Origin of the sequence: Pseudomonas sp. GD04091 (assembly GCF_029836165.1) — a bacterium.
Lineage (GTDB): Bacteria > Pseudomonadota > Gammaproteobacteria > Pseudomonadales > Pseudomonadaceae > Aquipseudomonas.
Genome location: NZ_JAOEBG010000003.1, coordinates 207,980 through 223,487 on the forward strand (window position 1 = coordinate 207,980; position 15,508 = coordinate 223,487).

The 15,508-nt window shown below is 64.6% G+C and carries 16 protein-coding genes; 9 read left to right on the forward strand and 7 right to left on the reverse strand.

Annotation, left to right across the window (positions count from 1 at the left end):
* Positions 1–42 precede the first annotated feature (42 nt).
* On the forward strand, positions 43–705 hold the full coding sequence (gene yrfG, locus N7422_RS05980; RefSeq protein WP_279805633.1) for a GMP/IMP nucleotidase: 663 nt from the start codon (positions 43–45) through the stop codon (positions 703–705).
* A gap of 69 nt (positions 706–774) precedes the next feature.
* Here the strand turns inward: yrfG and lysM are convergent, their stop codons facing one another.
* Complete coding sequence (gene lysM, locus N7422_RS05985) at positions 775–1,209, reverse strand: peptidoglycan-binding protein LysM (protein ID WP_279805634.1); 435 nt, start codon at positions 1,207–1,209, stop codon at positions 775–777.
* Positions 1,210–1,383: 174 nt separating this feature from the next.
* On the opposite strand from lysM, the gene fdhD reads away from it, so the two are divergent.
* From fdhD to N7422_RS06010, 5 genes are all read left to right on the forward strand, one after another.
* The gene (fdhD, locus tag N7422_RS05990) at positions 1,384–2,211 is read left to right on the forward strand and encodes a formate dehydrogenase accessory sulfurtransferase FdhD (RefSeq protein WP_279805635.1); all 828 of its coding nucleotides are present in this window, start codon (positions 1,384–1,386) and stop codon (positions 2,209–2,211) included.
* An 8-nt stretch (positions 2,212–2,219) separates the two neighbouring features.
* Positions 2,220–4,565 (forward strand): FdhF/YdeP family oxidoreductase, encoded by a 2,346-nt coding sequence (locus N7422_RS05995; RefSeq protein WP_279805636.1) that lies wholly within the window; start codon positions 2,220–2,222, stop codon positions 4,563–4,565.
* 245 nt (positions 4,566–4,810) lie between these two features.
* Entirely contained in the window at positions 4,811–5,287 is a 477-nt protein-coding gene (locus N7422_RS06000; protein WP_279805637.1) for a YMGG-like glycine zipper-containing protein, read from the forward strand.
* A gap of 208 nt (positions 5,288–5,495) precedes the next feature.
* Positions 5,496–6,305 carry a CheR family methyltransferase gene (locus N7422_RS06005; protein WP_279805638.1) on the forward strand — a complete coding sequence of 270 codons (810 nt, stop codon included), beginning with the start codon at positions 5,496–5,498 and terminating at the stop codon, positions 6,303–6,305.
* A 118-nt stretch (positions 6,306–6,423) separates the two neighbouring features.
* Positions 6,424–7,080 carry a response regulator transcription factor gene (locus N7422_RS06010; RefSeq protein WP_279805639.1) on the forward strand — a complete coding sequence of 219 codons (657 nt, stop codon included), beginning with the start codon at positions 6,424–6,426 and terminating at the stop codon, positions 7,078–7,080.
* Here the strand turns inward: N7422_RS06010 and N7422_RS06015 are convergent.
* From N7422_RS06015 to hslO, 3 genes are all read right to left on the reverse strand, one after another.
* Positions 7,070–7,504: a thioesterase family protein gene (locus tag N7422_RS06015; RefSeq protein WP_279805640.1), complete on the reverse strand. Its 435-nt coding sequence runs from the start codon at positions 7,502–7,504 to the stop codon at positions 7,070–7,072. The two genes, N7422_RS06010 and N7422_RS06015, sit on opposite strands and share 11 nt — an antisense overlap.
* A 152-nt stretch (positions 7,505–7,656) precedes the next feature.
* The gene (locus N7422_RS06020) at positions 7,657–9,198 is read right to left on the reverse strand and encodes a phosphoenolpyruvate carboxykinase (protein WP_279805641.1); all 1,542 of its coding nucleotides are present in this window, start codon (positions 9,196–9,198) and stop codon (positions 7,657–7,659) included.
* 179 nt (positions 9,199–9,377) lie between these two features.
* Positions 9,378–10,280 carry an Hsp33 family molecular chaperone HslO gene (hslO, locus tag N7422_RS06025; RefSeq protein WP_279805642.1) on the reverse strand — a complete coding sequence of 301 codons (903 nt, stop codon included), beginning with the start codon at positions 10,278–10,280 and terminating at the stop codon, positions 9,378–9,380.
* A 108-nt stretch (positions 10,281–10,388) separates the two neighbouring features.
* On the opposite strand from hslO, the gene N7422_RS06030 reads away from it, so the two are divergent.
* Entirely contained in the window at positions 10,389–11,189 is an 801-nt protein-coding gene (locus tag N7422_RS06030) for a phosphatase PAP2 family protein (protein WP_279805643.1), read from the forward strand.
* A 30-nt stretch (positions 11,190–11,219) separates the two neighbouring features.
* On the opposite strand, the gene N7422_RS06035 is transcribed toward N7422_RS06030, so the two are convergent.
* Entirely contained in the window at positions 11,220–11,621 is a 402-nt protein-coding gene (locus N7422_RS06035) for a S4 domain-containing protein (RefSeq protein WP_279805644.1), read from the reverse strand.
* A 109-nt stretch (positions 11,622–11,730) separates the two neighbouring features.
* Between N7422_RS06035 and N7422_RS06040 the strand changes: the two genes are divergently transcribed.
* Positions 11,731–12,213 carry an ATP-dependent zinc protease gene (locus N7422_RS06040; protein WP_279805645.1) on the forward strand — a complete coding sequence of 161 codons (483 nt, stop codon included), beginning with the start codon at positions 11,731–11,733 and terminating at the stop codon, positions 12,211–12,213.
* A complete protein-coding gene (rimK, locus tag N7422_RS06045; RefSeq protein WP_046857513.1) occupies positions 12,210–13,115 on the forward strand; it encodes a 30S ribosomal protein S6--L-glutamate ligase in 906 nt (301 codons plus the stop codon). Before N7422_RS06040 ends, rimK begins: the two co-directional genes overlap by 4 nt.
* Positions 13,116–13,172: 57 nt before the next feature.
* On the opposite strand, the gene N7422_RS06050 is transcribed toward rimK, so the two are convergent.
* A complete protein-coding gene (locus tag N7422_RS06050) occupies positions 13,173–14,486 on the reverse strand; it encodes an ATP-binding protein (protein WP_279805646.1) in 1,314 nt (437 codons plus the stop codon).
* Between the two features lie 94 nt (positions 14,487–14,580).
* On the reverse strand, positions 14,581–15,321 hold the full coding sequence (gene ompR / locus N7422_RS06055; RefSeq protein ID WP_279805647.1) for a two-component system response regulator OmpR: 741 nt from the start codon (positions 15,319–15,321) through the stop codon (positions 14,581–14,583).
* Positions 15,322–15,508 lie beyond the last annotated feature (187 nt).

Consider the following 15,508-nt stretch of genomic DNA (forward strand, 5'->3'; position numbering starts at 1 on the left):
GGGTTACTATACCGTGGCTTGCCGACTGATCGAGAATTTCCCATGCCCGCTCTTCCCTGGTCCGCCATCGATACCGTCCTGCTGGACATGGACGGCACCCTGCTCGACCTGCACTACGACAACCGCTTCTGGCTGGAGCACCTGCCCCAGCGCTATGCCGAGCTGCACGGCGTGAGCCGAGCCATGGCCGAGCTGGAGCTGCGTCCGCTGTTCGAGCAGCATGCCGGGACGCTCAACTGGTACTGCCTGGACTTCTGGAGCCGCGAACTGCGCCTGCCGATCCGCGAACTGAAGCAGGAGATCGCCGACCTCATCGCCCTCAAGCCGGATGCCGACACCTTCCTCGCCGCCGTGCGTCAGGCGGGCAAGCGGGTGGTGATGATCACCAATGCGCATCGCGATTCGCTGTCGCTGAAGCTCGAGCGGGTGGAGCTGGCGCCGTATTTCGAACGGCTGATCAGCTCGCATGACTATGGGTATCCGAAGGAGAGTCCGCAGTTCTGGGATGCCTTGCAGGCGGACATCGGTTTTGAACCGGCGCGCAGCCTGTTCATCGATGACACCCTGGCGATTCTGCGCAGTGCGCGGCGGTTCGGGGTGGGGCATCTGCTGGCGGTGCGCCAGCCCGATAGCCGGGCCGAACCGCGAGATACCCAGGAGTTTGCGGCAGTGGAAGACTACCGGGAGTTGTTGGCAGGGCTGTAGGCCCTGTCGCGGGTCAAGCCCGCTCCCACAAGCGCTTCGTCGTGGGAGCGGGCTTGACCCGCAATGACGTCAGTCTGGAATACGCAGCACCTGCCCCGGATAGATCTTGTTGGGGTCCTTCAGCATCGGCTTGTTCGCCTCGAAGATCTTCTGGTACTTGTTCGCGTCGCCATAGACCCGCTTGGAGATGGCGCTCAGGGTGTCGCCTTTCTCGACCTCGACGAACCGCGCCGCCTGGGCCACCGGCCCGGTGACGGTGATCTGGTCATCGACCGAGGCCACCCCGGCGATATTGCCCGCCGCCAGGATGATCTTCTCTTTCTCCTCCTGGCTGGCAACCTCGCCCTTGAGGATGATCTTGTCTCCCTCTACAGTGGCCGAGATGTTCGGGTTGCCCAAGCCGATGTTCTTGACGTGATCCTTCAGTGCGGCCTCTGCCTTGTCAGGCGTCAGCAGGTCGATCAACTTCTCGCCGGCTTCCTTCACGAAACTGAACAGGCTCATGTGGTGCTCCTTCGATGGTGAATCCATGGAAGCAGGAGTCTAGGCCAGGATCGGCCAATCCGCCCCACTGCGACCAATCGACGCGCTCTATCACGGCATAGATGCTAGCGATTAGACGGCACCTGCCCAGCGGCCTAGGCTTGTGGGGTCAAACTGCCGCCGGTATTCGCTCCGATGAACAGCAAGCCCCCGGTCTGCGCGGCGTCCACGCCTCTTGCCCTGCCCGCCGCCAGCAACACCTACGACTATTTCCAGCTCTGCGACACGACGAGCGCCAGCACGCCGCTGGCCGAGGAAGTGGCCCTGGCCATCGTCTACAACGGCCTGAACCAGGCGGTGATGCTGGTCAGCCCAACCGACCTGGAAGACTTCGCCGTCGGCTTCAGCGTCGGCAGCGGGATCGTTGCCGGCACCGATGAAATCTACGATGTGAAGCTCTCCGGCAGCGGCTCGGCGCTCTACGCCGACCTGGAGATCTCCAGCCGCGCGTTCTGGAACCTGAAGAACCAGCGCCGCCAGCTGGCGGGCACCAGCGGCTGCGGCCTGTGCGGCGTCGAGGCCCTGGAGCAGGCATTGCCCGAACTGAACGTGCTGCCCGGCGCGCCACTGCCGCCGGCGCACTGGCTCAACGACCTGCGTCAGCGCATCGATGCCTTCCAGCCGCTGGGCCAGCACTGCGGCGCGGTGCACGCGGCGCTGTTCATGGACCGCGAAGGTCAGTTGCTGCTGGGCCGCGAGGACATTGGCCGGCACAACGCCCTGGACAAGCTGATCGGCGCCCTGCTGCGCCAGCGCATCGCCACAGAGGGTGGCCTGGCCATCGTCACCAGCCGCTGCAGCCTGGAACTGATCCAGAAAGTCCTGCGCGCCGGCATCCAGACCTTGGTAAGTCTCTCGGCCCCCACCGGCCTGGCCCTGCAATGGGCACGCAAGCACAACCTCAATCTCATCCACCTGCCCAAACACAGCGCACCGCGGGTGTTCAGCCCTGCGGCGGAGTAGCAACAGCCGTGACCTCCTACGAAAAACTGCCAGACAACGCCCCCGCCTCCCCTCCCCGCTACAAGCCCTACCCCGGCCCTGCCGGCGGCTGGGGCGCGCTGCGCAGCGTGGCCAAGGCCTGGGTGGGTAGCGACAACGCCCTGAAGAACATCCGCGCCCTGCTCAAGACCAACCAGAACGGCGGCTTCGACTGCCCTGGCTGCGCCTGGGGCGACTCGCCCGAGAGCGGTATGGTCAAGTTCTGCGAGAACGGCGCCAAGGCGGTCAACTGGGAAGCCACCAAGCGGCGCGTGGACGCGGCGTTCTTCGCCCGCTACAGCGTCAGCGCGCTGCTGGAGCAGAGCGACTACTGGCTCGAATACCAGGGCCGCCTGACCGAGCCGATGGTCTACGACCCGACCACCGACCGCTACCGACCCATCGACTGGGACGCCGCGTACGCCCTGATCGCCCGGCACCTGAACGACCTGGCCAGCCCCGACCAGGCCGAGTTCTATACCTCAGGCCGAGCCAGCAACGAGGCGGCGTACCTGTATCAGCTGTTCGTGCGCGCCTATGGCACCAACAACTTCCCCGACTGCTCGAACATGTGCCACGAGGCCAGCGGCGTGGCCCTGGGCCAGAGCGTCGGGGTGGGCAAGGGCACGGTCACCTACGACGACTTCGAGCACGCCGACACGATCTTCGTCTGGGGCCAGAACCCCGGCACCAACCACCCACGCATGCTCGACCCGCTGCGCGACGCGGTGAAGCGCGGCGCCCAGGTGGTCTGCGTCAACCCGCTCAAGGAGCGTGGCCTGGAGCGCTTCCAGCACCCGCAGAACCCGCTGGAGATGCTGACCAACAGCGATCGTCCGACCAACACCGCGTTCTTCCGCCCGGCGCTGGGGGGCGACATGGCGCTGCTGCGCGGCATGGCCAAGTTCCTGCTGCAATGGGAGCGTGAAGCCCAGGCCAACGGCGAACCGGCGATCTTCGATCATGACTTCATCGCCGAACACGGCCACGGCGTGGACGAATACCTGGCGGTGCTCGACGCCACGTCCTGGGAACAGATCCAGGCACAGTCGGGCCTGAGCCTGGCCGACATCGAACTGTCGGCGCGCATGTACCGCAGGGGCAAGCGCGTGATCATGTGCTGGGCCATGGGCATCACCCAGCATCGCCACTCGGTGCCGACCATCCAGGAAATCGTCAACCTGATGCTGCTGCGCGGCAACCTCGGCGTGCCGGGCGCCGGCCTGTGTCCGGTGCGCGGCCACAGCAACGTGCAGGGCGACCGTACCATGGGCATCAACGAGCGCCCGCCGGTGTTCCTGCTCGACGCCATCGAAAAGCGCTTCGGCTTCCCGGTGCCGCGCCACAACGGCCACAACACCGTCGAAGCGATCCACGCCATGCTCGAAGGCCGGGCCAAGGTGTTCATCGGCCTGGGCGGCAATTTCGCCCAGGCCACACCGGACACCGAACGCACCGCTCAGGCGCTGCGCAACTGCGACCTGACCGTGCACATCAGCACCAAGCTCAACCGCAGCCACCTGATCCATGGCAAGCAGGCGCTGATCCTGCCGTGCCTGGGCCGCACCGATATCGACCTGCAAGGCGAAGGCCCGCAGGCGGTGACGGTGGAGGACTCGTTCAGCATGGTCCACGCCTCCAACGGCCAGCTCAAGCCGCTGTCCAGGCAGATGCGCTCCGAACCCGCCGTGGTCGCCGGCATCGCCGCCGCCACCCTGGGCCAGCAGCCGGTGGACTGGCATTGGCTGGTGGCCGATTACGACCGCATCCGCGAGCTGATCGCCGACACCATCCCGGGCTTCGCCGACTTCAACGAGCGCCTGCGTCTGCCCGGCGGCTTCTACCTGGGCAACAGCGCCGGCAGCCGTCAGTGGAAGACCGCCAGCGGCCGCGCCAACTTCAAGGCCAACCTGCTGCCCGACAGCCTGCTCGACGAGCGCGTGCGCGCCAGCGGCCAGTTGCCGGACCTGATCATGCAGTCGATGCGTTCGCACGATCAGTACAACACCACCATCTATGGCATGGACGACCGTTACCGCGGCGTGCGCGGCCAGCGCAACGTCCTGTTCGCCAACGAGGCCGACATCGTTCGCCTGGGCTTCCAGCCGGGGCAGAAGGTCGACATCGTGTCGCTGTGGGGCGACGAACATGTACGCCGGGTGCATGGCTTCACCCTGCTGGCGTTCGACATTCCCGCCGGCCAGGCGGCGGCGTACTACCCGGAAGTGAACCCGCTGGTGCCGCTGGAGAGCATCGGTGACGGCAGCCACACGCCGACCTCGAAGTTCATCGCCATCAAGCTGGAGCGAGCGCGGGACGACGGACGCATTATCTGAGCCGTGTGCCGCTCTCCTACAGGGACCCGCGTAGATTCCGAGAATCCGCCCACAAAAAAGCCCTGTTCCGCAACGGTTCAGGGCTTTGTCATAAATAGCTCAGACAGCCGAAAATCGAGAAAGTTTCATACATAAATCAACAAGTTAGAATATTGTGTACAATTCGTGCTATTCGTCGGATTTCCGTTGCCAGCCGCTTCGCCGAGCCTCAAATTCCGCCTCGTCATCCCTCTGAGGCTCTCTTGATGAAGAAGTACTCCTCGATTCTGTTGTTGTCTTTCAGCTTGCTCAGCGGCGTTGCCATGGCAGGCGGCACCACCGAGGCCGGCATTGGCGGCGCATTGGGTGGGGTACTGGGCTCTGTCGTCGGCCAGTCCATCGGTGGCAGCACCGGCTCGGCCATCGGCGCGGGCCTGGGTGGCGCAGCCGGTAGTGCGGTCGGCGCCGACAAGCGCCAGCGTGGCGAAGCGGCCATCGGTGGCGCGCTGGGCGCGGCGGGCGGCAACGTCGTCGGTCGCTCCATGGGCGGCACCACCGGTAGCTACATCGGTGCGGCGGCCGGTGGCGGCGCCGGTGGCGCACTGGGCAACTACATGGGCAACAAGGCCGACGAAGACGAGCGCCACGACCGCCGCTACCGTCGCGGCTACGACGATCGTCGCCATTACGATCGCGGCCACCATTACGGGCACCGCAAGCACAAGCGCCACTGGCGCGACTGATCGCCAGGCTTACGCCTGACGCCTAAGGCCCTGCCCTCACCGGCAGGGCCTTTTCGTTTGCGCATGCCACCAGGATTAGGGGCCACCCCGATATGGAGGCTACTGGCCACTAGTTATCATCGCCGTTTCGACCATGCACAGGACGCAGGGAATGCGCGCGAACCTCAACGCTCCCACCTGTTCTCTCCGAACCTGGGGAGACTGAAGGATGCCAAGCCGGCGCCCGCCCCTGCTCAGCGAAGCCTGCTTTGCGAACATTCGCCAGCGGGTCATGCTGGCCACGGGTGTGCAGTTGGCCGATGATCGCCGGGCCGTGGTCGCGGCGCGCCTGCACAAGCGGCTCAAGGCCCTGGGCCTGACGGATTTCGAGCGCTATCTCGCGCTGCTCGATAATCCCCAGGGTGGTGACGAGCACGAACAGCTGCTGCGCCTGCTGGTCGCCCACGACAGCTACTTCTTCCGTGAACATCGTCACTTCGAATGCCTGGTTCGCTGGTTGGCCGAGCTCGACCATCCGGCGCGCCTGTGGAGCGCTGCCTGCGCCACAGGCGAAGAAGCCTGGAGCCTGGCCATGGTCGCCGCCGAGCACGCGCGTCATCCGGGCTGGCAAGTACTGGCCAGCGACTTCGATCGATACGTGCTGGAAACTGCCGGCGCCGGCATCTACGACATCGCCCAGGCTCGCTATTTTCCCGAGGGCTGGCTGGCCCGCCACTGCCTGTGTGGCGTCGGCGAGATGGCCGGCCGGCTGCGCATGGCGCCGGCCCTGCGTGAACGGGTACGTTTCGAGGCGATCAACCTGATTCGCCCATTGCCTGAATACCTTGGCAGCTTCGACGTCATCCTGCTGCGCAACCTGCTGTCGAGCCTGGCGCCGCGCTACAAGAGCGAGGTGCTCCAAAGCCTGCTGGCGCACCTGCGTCCCGGCGGCCTGCTGATAATCGGTCATAGCGAAAGCATCCACGCCTTCGGCCTGCCCCTGCGCCCGCTACTGCCGTCAGTGTTCGAACGCCTATGATGAGAGGCACTGCCGCGCCAACCGGCAGACAAGGACTGATCGCGCGCCCGCGCGGCAGTGCGCTTTCGGAACGAGCAGGCCTGCCGCCCCCCTTCCCTTGCGAAACAGGCCCTTATCCATGCCCTGCCGAATCCTGCTTGCCGATCACTCGCCCCTCTTCCGTGCTGGCCTGCGTGCCTTGCTCGAACAGAAGAAAGACTTCGTCGTGGTGGGCGACACCGGCGATGCCATGACGGCCGTGAGCCTGGCCGAAAAACTCAAGCCAGACATCGTGGTGCTCGACATGAGCGGCGAACTGGACAGCCAGCAGGCGCTGCAGGAGCTGTTCATCCGCGCGCCCGCCAGCCGCGTGCTGATGTTCTCGCCACGCTCGGAACTGGAGCACGTGATGAGCTGCCTGCAACTCGGCGCCCACGGCTTCCTGCTCAAGAACGCCACGGTGAGCGAACTGGAACAGGCTCTGCAGGCCTTGCGCGGAGGCGGTCAGTACCTGTCGTCGGCGGTGCTGCCGATGGTGATCGGCCAAGCGCTCAAGCACAGTCGCAAGCGCGTTGCCAGCCAGGCCCAGACACCGCCGCTGACCACCCGCCAGCTGGAGATCCTGCGCTTGATCGCTCGCGGCGAGACCACCCGCTCCATCGCCGAAGGGCTGGGCCTGAGCATCAAGACCGTCGAGGCGCACCGCTCGCAGATCATGCACCGCCTGCAGATTCACGATGTGCCCGGCCTGGTACTGTTCGCCGTGCGTGAAGGGATCATCCGCCTCAACGATTGAGCGACAGCCCGGCGAGGACCCCTTGCAGCGCTTCGGGCAACGCCACCGGCCGACCCGAGGCCCGCTCGATGAAGACCTTCACCACACTCCCTGCGGCACAGGCGTCGGCTTCACCTGGCCGGAACAGCGCCAGGCGGAACTCCACGGTGCTGCCCGCCAGCCGGGTCACGCCCAGGCCCACCTCGAGCACATCGGGGAAGCCCGGCAGGGCAAAGAAGTCCGCCGCCGAGCTCACCACGAAGCCGGCCAGCTCGCCGTCGCGCAGGTCCAGTTCGGCCTGTTCGACCAGGAAGGCGTCGATGGCGGTTTCGAAGAAGGCATGCACGGTCGAGCCGGCAAGGTGACCGTTGTGGTCGTTGTCCTGCGGGCGAGTGAGGATGGGGTGCAAGTGTGAGAAGGCGGAGCGTTGGGGGGATTCGGTCATGAGGGCATCTGCTTGCAGAGGTGTGCCACGCAAGTGAAACAGATTCTGGCCGTCCTGTATTGCGAAAGCGCCTGTACTCCCTGCACGGCATCAGCCAGCAGAAACGAAAAAGCCGCCCGGGGGGCGGCTTCTTCATCCGAACCGGCAGCAGCTTACAGCTGCGGACCAGCGGCCTTGATGGCGTCGGAAACGTCGAACTTCTTGAAGTTCTCGGTGAACAGCGTGGCCAGGCCCTTGGCGGCTTCGTCGTAGGCGGCCTTGTCAGCCCAGGTGTTGCGCGGGTTGAGCAGCTCGGTCTCGACGCCTGGCACGGCCTTCGGCACGTCCAGGTTGATGATGTCCAGGTGCTCGGTCTCGGCGCCGACCAGAGCGCCGCTCTGGATGGCGGCGATCACGCCACGGGTGGTCGGGATGCTGAAGCGCTTGCCGACACCGTAGCCACCGCCGGTCCAACCGGTGTTGACCAGGTAGACCTTGGAGCCGAAGGCGTTGATGCGCTTGATCAGCAGCTCGGCGTACTCGCCGGCCGGGCGCGGGAAGAACGGTGCGCCGAAGCAGGTGGAGAAGGTCGACTTGATGCCGCCGCCCGAACCCATTTCGGTGGAACCGACCAGCGCGGTGTAACCGGACAGGAAGTGGTAGGCCGCCTGCTCGTTGTTCAGGATCGACACTGGCGGCAGCACGCCGGTCAGGTCGCAGGTCAGGAAGATGACCGCGTTCGGCTCACCGCCCAGGTTCTTCTCGGAACGCTTGGCCACGTGCTCCAGTGGGTAGGCGGCACGGCTGTTCTGGGTCAGGCTGACATCGGCGTAGTCGGCGTGCTGGTTGGCGTCGAGGACGACGTTCTCCAGTACCGCGCCATGCTTGATGGCTTTCCAGATGACCGGCTCGTTCTTCTCGGACAGGTCGATGCACTTGGCGTAGCAGCCGCCTTCAATGTTGAAGACAACGCCTTCGCCCCAGCCGTGCTCGTCGTCACCGATCAGGTAACGGCTCTCGTCGGCCGACAGGGTGGTCTTGCCGGTGCCGGACAGGCCGAAGAACAGGGTCACGTCGCCTGCCTCGCCGATGTTGGCGGCGCAGTGCATCGGCAGCACATCGGCGGCCGGCAGCAGGAAGTTCTGCACCGAGAACATGGCTTTCTTCATTTCGCCGGCATAACGCATGCCAGCGATCAGCACCTTCTTCTGGGCGAAGTTGATGATGACGCAGCCGTCGGAGTTGGTGCCGTCGCGCTCGGGCACGCACTCGAAGTTGGCGACGTTGAGGACTTGCCACTCATCACGGCCAGCCGGGTTGTACTGGGCCGGATTGATGAACAGGCAACGGCCGAACAGGTTCTGCCAGGCGGTCTGGGTGGTCATCTTGACCGGCAAGTAGTGCTCGGCAGCGGCACCTACGTGCACGTAGGAGACGAAGTGATCCTGGGCGTTGTTGAACGCCTCGACGCGGTCCCACAGGGCATCGAACTTGTCGGCCGGGAACTTGCGGTTGATCGGGCCCCAGGCGATGGCGGCAGAGGTGCTCGGTTCGTCAACGATGAAACGGTCAGCCGGCGAACGGCCAGTACGGTGACCCGTCTCGACGACCAGTGCGCCGGTATCGGCCAGCACACCTTCACCGCGTTGCAGCGCTTCTTTTACCAGGTCATCGACGCTCAGGTCGGTGTACACGGTGTTGTTGGCTTGCGTCATGAGATACCCCATCCGGCCCGAGGCCGAGTGCTCCAAACGTTTTGTAGTTGTCTCGAAAAAACTACTACAGCGAAAAAAGTGGCCGGATTATGCCAGAAACGCCCAAAAAAAGTAGGCCCCTCCTGTCAGAACTGCGCTTTTGCGCAATTCGACAGGAGTTTCCCCTGTAGTTAACCGTTTCAGTGCTGAGTTTCTGACGGTGCGCCGGTGCCACCACCGGCAAACAATTGCGCCACATCGCTTGCATCGAAGAAATAGCGCTCGTTGCAGAACTGGCAATCGATCTCGACCTTGCCGCCGCACTCTTGCACCAACTGCTTGGCGTCATGCTCGCCAAGGCTTACCAGTGCGTTGCCGGAGCGCTCGCGCGAGCAGCTGCACTTGAAGCGCAGCGGCTGGATGTCGAACAGGCGCACGGCATCCTCGTGGTACAGGCGATGCAGCATGGTTTCATTGTCCAGACCGAGCAGTTCCTCGGCCTTCACGGTGTTGGCCAGGGCTTTTACGTGAGCCCAGCTTTCCTCGCGCTCCTCGCTGTCCTTGTGGATCTCGGCCGGCAACTGCTGCACCAGCAGGCCACGGGCGCGGGCGCCATCGGCAGCCAGGGTGATGCAGGTGTTCACCTGCTGCGACATGACGAAGTAGTTGGTGAAACACTCCGACAGGTCCTTGCCGTCCAGCTCGACAGTGCCCTGGTAGCGCTGGCCATTGACCGGAATGATGGTCAGCACCAGGTGGCCACCCGGCATCAGGTCGGCAAGGCTCGCGTCATCCTTGATCTGCTCGGCTTCATAGCGCGCCAGGCCGCGGATGTCGTGTTCGCTGGTGTATTCGATGGCCAGCAATGGTACCGGGCCTTGGGATTGCGCCTGGAGGACCAGCAGTCCATCGAACTTCAGGGTGCCGACCAGCAGGGCTGCGGCGGCCATCAGCTCGCCCAGCATGCACTGGACCGGCCGTGGGTAAGCGTGCTTGGCCAGCACCTCGGCGTAGCTGCGCTCCAGAACGACCATTTCGCCACGTACGTCGCGGTCGTCGAACAGGAAGCGTTGGGTGAAATCGGTATCTGGCAAGTCGCTCATGGTTGTCTGGCTTTCTAAAAATGATTACAAAATAATTACAGGAGACTGAAAGGTCCGTCGCAGAGCGCTCATGAGGCGCTCATTTCCTGCTGGGTATCGAGGTATTTTATGGAGAATCGACCACTGTTCCAAGCAAGGTGGTCCTGGGGACCCTTGGCAGCCTGCACCCTGCTGCCCATCGCACTACTGTGTTTCTGGTTGTGGCCCGTTGGCCAGATCCTGTGCCTGACTTTCGACGAATGGCTGTTCCACAGCCTCAACGCCCCGCTGGCCGACAACCTGGTCTGGCGATCGATCTGGACGGTCGGCAGCCTGCGCCCCTTCGACATCCTGGTCGGTCTGATCATGTTGTCGCTGCTGATCCGCGGCGATTGGGTATTCAAGGCCATCCAGGTGCGCCAGGCGTTTTTCGGCTTCCTGGTCACCCTACTCCTCTTAGTGGTGATTCGCGCACTGTTTTCCAAGTGGGTCAGCGCAATGGGCTGGCAGCACAACAGCCCGTCGATGGTGTTCGACAACGCCGTGCACCTGAGCGACTACTACCCGAACCTGGAATCGAAGTGGGAACTCAAGGACCGCTCCAGCCAGAGTTTCCCCGGCGATCATGCCTCGGTGCTGCTGATCTGGGCGCTGTTCATGAGCCTGTTCAGCCGCCGCCTGATCCAGCATCTGGTGATCTGGGCGCTGGCGCTGCTGTTCATGATGCCGCGCCTGGTGGCCGGCGCCCACTGGGGCCAGGACGACTACATCGGAGGCCTGCTGATGGCCGTGCTGGCGCTCGGCTGGAGCTGCCACACGCCGCTGGTGGCCAGGACCAGTGCGGCACTGGTGCGCTGGACGGCGCCGCTGTTCGGTCTGCTCGGCAAGCTGCCGCTGGTCGGGCGAATGAGCGTGATCCGCGCCGCCTGACCGGACACAGGAGCCGCTTTGCGGCTCCTGTCACTCGAAGCTGCCATGCAGCTGGTGGATCTGTCGCCGCTGCTTCTTGTTCGGTCGCCCATCGGTGGTCATGCCCAGTGCTCCGGCCTTGCGCATCTCGGCTGCCTGCTCGCGGCGCTTCACGCTCTCGGCCGTCTCCTCGTAAAGCGTCTGCGCTTCGGGTGCCCCGCGCCGCACCACCGACAACGCCTTGACCACCACCGTGCGCTCGTCGAAGCCGGTGCGCAGCACGAATTCGTCACCCACTCGCGGCTCCTTGCCCGGCTTGCAGCGCTCGCCCCGGCAGTGCACCTTGCCACTTTCGATGGCGGCCTTGGCCAATGCCCGGGTCTTGTAGAAGCGCGCCGCCCACAGCCATTTGTCCAGGCGGACCTTGTCGTCGTCTTCAGGCTTTTGTGCCATGGTTTTTCCTCGAACTCTGTCTTTCACGGAACTGTACTACCGTGACTGACGGATGCAAAAAGTCCGTGCCGTCATTACAGTTCACCACCTCATCCGCAGGGCACGCTTTGTGAAGACATTTGACCATCTGACTGTGATCGGCCTGCGCGAGTGGGTCGCCCTGCCCGGCCTCGGTGTCGCCGGCCTGCGCGCCAAGATCGACACCGGCGCCAGTACCTCCAGCCTGCATGCCACCGAGGTCGAACCCTTCGAGCGCGATGGCCAGCCGTGGGTGCGTTTCACCGCGCACCTGGGCTCGGTGGTGCAGTTGCGCCACCGCCGCTGCGAAGCGCCGCTGGTGACGATGAAGACCATCAAAAGCTCCAATGGCCACGCCCAGACCCGCTACGTGATCCGCACTCCCCTGGCGCTCGGCGACCGGGTCTGGGAAGTCGAGTTCACCCTGGCCTGCCGCAAGAACATGCGCTATCGCTTGCTGCTCGGCTCGAAGGCGCTGATCCACGGCCAGTTGGTGGTGAACCCCGGCCTGAAGTACGTCCAGGACAAACCGGCCTTTGTGGCCACCCTTTCCCCTGTCACAGGTGCTGCATGAAGATCGCTGTGCTGTCGCGCAATCCGCGTCTGTATTCCACCCGCCGCCTGGTCGAGGCCGGCACCCAACGGGGCCACGAAGTGGTGGTGATCGACACACTCCGGGCCTACATGAACATCGCCAGCCACAAGCCGCAGATCCACTACCGCGGCAAACCGCTGGAGGGCTTCGACGCGGTGATTCCGCGCATCGGTGCGTCGGTCACCTTCTACGGCTGCGCAGTGCTGCGCCAGTTCGAGATGATGGGTGTCTATCCGCTCAACGAGTCGGTGGCCATCGCCCGCTCGCGTGACAAGCTGCGCTCGCTGCAGCTGCTGTCACGCCGTGGCATCGGGCTGCCGGTCACCGGCTTCGCCCACTCGCCGGACGACATTCCCGACCTGATCCAGATGGTCAACGGCGCGCCACTGGTGATCAAGGTGCTCGAAGGCACCCAGGGTATCGGCGTGGTGCTGTGCGAGACCACCAAGGCCGCCGAGTCGGTGATCGAAGCGTTCATGGGCCTGAAGCAGAACATCATGGTCCAGGAGTACATCAAGGAGGCCGGTGGCGCCGATATCCGCTGCTTCGTGGTGGGCGACAAGGTGATCGCCTCGATGAAGCGTCAGGCCAAGCCCGGCGAGTTTCGCTCCAACCTGCATCGTGGCGGAGTGGCGAGCCTGATCAAGATCACCCCGGAAGAACGCATGACCGCCATCCGTGCGGCCAAGGTGATGGGCTTGAGCGTGGCGGGCGTGGATATCCTGCGTTCCAACCATGGGCCGCTGGTGATGGAGGTGAACTCGTCGCCAGGGCTGGAAGGCATCGAAGTGACCACCGGCAAGGATGTCGCCGGGATGATCATCGAGCACCTGGAGAAGAACAGCGGGCCGAACCAGACGCGGACCAAGGGTAAAGGTTGAAATCAATCGCGGGGCAAGTCGGGTCGGTGCGGCGACCCGACTTGCCCCGCGATGCGTCTAGACGGCGTTACGCGGCAACAACAAGCCCAGCGGCAGCCTCACCCGCGCCTCGATCCCGCCGCCGGACCGATTGCGCAACTCCACATTCCCGCCATGCTGCGCGGCGATCCGCTTGACGATCGCCAGCCCCAGCCCAGTGCCCTTGCCGCCTCGCGCCCGATCACCGCGAATGAACGGGTTGAAGATGGTCTCCAGCTCCGACTCGTCGATCCCGGTGCCACGGTCCAGCACGCTGAGCACCACGTAGGGCGCGCTCTGGTCACCTGACACATACGCCGCCACCTCGACCCCCTTGCCGGCATGATGCAGGGCATTGCCGATCAGGTTGCCCAGCATGCGCTTGAGCGACACCCGCCGCAGCGGGAACGGCGGGATCGGCTCCAGGCACAGGCGCACCTGCTCCTTGTGCTGGTTGTAGGGCGCCACCACTTCGTAGATCAAGTCGTTGAGGTCGACTTCCTCCACCGGCTCGTCGCGTCCGTCGCGAATGAACGCCAGGAACTGGTCGAGAATCGCATCCATGTCCTCGATATCACGGACCATGTCATCGCTGAGGTCACTGTCGTTGCCCATCAAGGACAGCGACAGGCGCAGCCGGGTCAGCGGCGTGCGCAGGTCATGGGAGACCCCGGCCAGCATCAGCTCGCGCTCACGCCCGGCCTGCTCGACATCCTCGGCCATCTGGTTGAACGCCCGGTACACCTCGGTCATCTCGCTGGGCGTGTCGCTGATCGGCAGGCGCACGCTGCGCCCCTGGCCCAACTGACGGGCGGCGAACACCAGGCGCTTGAGCGGCTGGTTGAGCTGGCGCACGAAGATCCAGGCCGATGCCGTGGACAGCAGGCCGATGGCGAGGAACCAGCCCAGCACGTTCCAGATCTTCTGCCCGCGCAACGGATGTGGGTACAGCGGCACCTTGAGCCAGCCCGGGCCCAGGCTCGGCGCGTTGACCCACAGGGCCGGCGGCGCATGGATGCGCAGGCGCACTTCGGTGTCATCGCCCAGCTCGGCCTGCATCTGCCGTTGATAGATCTCGCTGTAGGGCCAGTGCTGTTCGCCTTCCGGCACGCCGGATCCGGTGACACGAATCAACCCCGCGGCCTCGGCGATACTGTCGCGGTTCTCTTCGTCCGCCGCCCAGTACGCGCGCAGCGTCAGGGCCACGCCGTGGCTGTACTGGCGATCGACCAGCACGTCCTCGTTCATCAGCAGGTACACGAGTGTCAGTGCCTTGGAGAACAGCACGACGATCAGCACCAGCCAGAGGGTGCGGGCGAAGAAGCTTTGCGGGAACCAGAGAGGCGTTTTCATCGATCAACTACTGTGCAGAAAAGGCCGGGCGCCATAGACGAAAACAGGGCGACTCGCATGAGTCGCCCTGCTGCAACCTGACGAGCCGGCAGGCTCATTTGCCGGCGTTTCCATCCGGCACGAAGACGTAGCCCACACCCCAGACGGTCTGGATGTAGCGAGGCTTGGACGGGTCGGGTTCGATCATCCGGCGCAGGCGCGAGATCTGCACGTCGATGGAGCGCTCCAGGGCGTCCCACTCGCGGCCACGGGCCAGATTCATCAGCTTGTCGCGGGTCAGCGGCTCGCGGGCATGCATGACCAGTGCCTTGAGCACGGCGAACTCGCCGGTGGTCAGCATGTGCGTCTCCTCGCCACGCTTGAGCTCGCGGGTGGCCAGCGACAGTGCGTAGTCGCCGAAGGTGACGGTTTCTTCCTCGCTGCCCGGCGCTCCCGGCACGCTCGGGGCCTGGCGACGCAGCACGGCCTTGACCCGGGCCACCAGCTCGTCGGGGTTGAACGGCTTGGCCAAGTAGTCGTCGGCGCCCAGTTCGAGGCCCTTGATACGGCTGAGCTCGTCGCCCTTGGCGGTGAGCATGATGATCGGGATCTGGTTGTTCGACGCGCGCAACCGTTTGCAGGCGGACAGGCCGTCCTCGCCGGGCAGCATCAGGTCGAGCACCACCAGGTTGAACACTTCACGGGCCAGCAGGCGGTCCATCTGTTCGACATTGGGTACGGTACGTACGCGGTAACCCTTGCTGGTGAAGAACCGGTCCAGCAGGCTGCTCAGGCCCGGGTCGTCGTCGACGATGAGAATCTTGTCGCCTTCTGCGGCGTTTGCGTTGCTGGTCATGAATTACTCCTCTGATATCGCCGCGCATTATGGCGTAGCCATTGCCACGCGTGCCGTGTGCATTGTTAGCAGATTTTTCCCTCGACGCCAGTTCGGCGCGGTCGTCGGCTGGCGCGGCGCCATCACCGCAAGCCCGGCGCGATGGGTATAATGCGCGGCTTTCACCCTGCGTCGCCGGGCCTGAACG

Coding starts and splice junctions, on each gene's coding strand:
- yrfG (WP_279805633.1), top strand. CDS start 43: ATGCCCGCTCTTCCCTGGTCCGCCATCGATACCGTCCTGCTGGACATG.
- lysM (WP_279805634.1), bottom strand. CDS start 1,209: ATGAGCCTGTTCAGTTTCGTGAAGGAAGCCGGCGAGAAGTTGATCGAC.
- fdhD (WP_279805635.1), top strand. CDS start 1,384: ATGAACAGCAAGCCCCCGGTCTGCGCGGCGTCCACGCCTCTTGCCCTG.
- N7422_RS06000 (WP_279805637.1), top strand. CDS start 4,811: ATGAAGAAGTACTCCTCGATTCTGTTGTTGTCTTTCAGCTTGCTCAGC.
- N7422_RS06005 (WP_279805638.1), top strand. CDS start 5,496: ATGCCAAGCCGGCGCCCGCCCCTGCTCAGCGAAGCCTGCTTTGCGAAC.
- N7422_RS06010 (WP_279805639.1), top strand. CDS start 6,424: ATGCCCTGCCGAATCCTGCTTGCCGATCACTCGCCCCTCTTCCGTGCT.
- N7422_RS06015 (WP_279805640.1), bottom strand. CDS start 7,504: ATGACCGAATCCCCCCAACGCTCCGCCTTCTCACACTTGCACCCCATC.
- N7422_RS06020 (WP_279805641.1), bottom strand. CDS start 9,198: ATGACGCAAGCCAACAACACCGTGTACACCGACCTGAGCGTCGATGAC.
- hslO (WP_279805642.1), bottom strand. CDS start 10,280: ATGAGCGACTTGCCAGATACCGATTTCACCCAACGCTTCCTGTTCGAC.
- N7422_RS06030 (WP_279805643.1), top strand. CDS start 10,389: ATGGAGAATCGACCACTGTTCCAAGCAAGGTGGTCCTGGGGACCCTTG.
- N7422_RS06035 (WP_279805644.1), bottom strand. CDS start 11,621: ATGGCACAAAAGCCTGAAGACGACGACAAGGTCCGCCTGGACAAATGG.
- rimK (WP_046857513.1), top strand. CDS start 12,210: ATGAAGATCGCTGTGCTGTCGCGCAATCCGCGTCTGTATTCCACCCGC.
- N7422_RS06050 (WP_279805646.1), bottom strand. CDS start 14,486: ATGAAAACGCCTCTCTGGTTCCCGCAAAGCTTCTTCGCCCGCACCCTC.
- ompR (WP_279805647.1), bottom strand. CDS start 15,321: ATGACCAGCAACGCAAACGCCGCAGAAGGCGACAAGATTCTCATCGTC.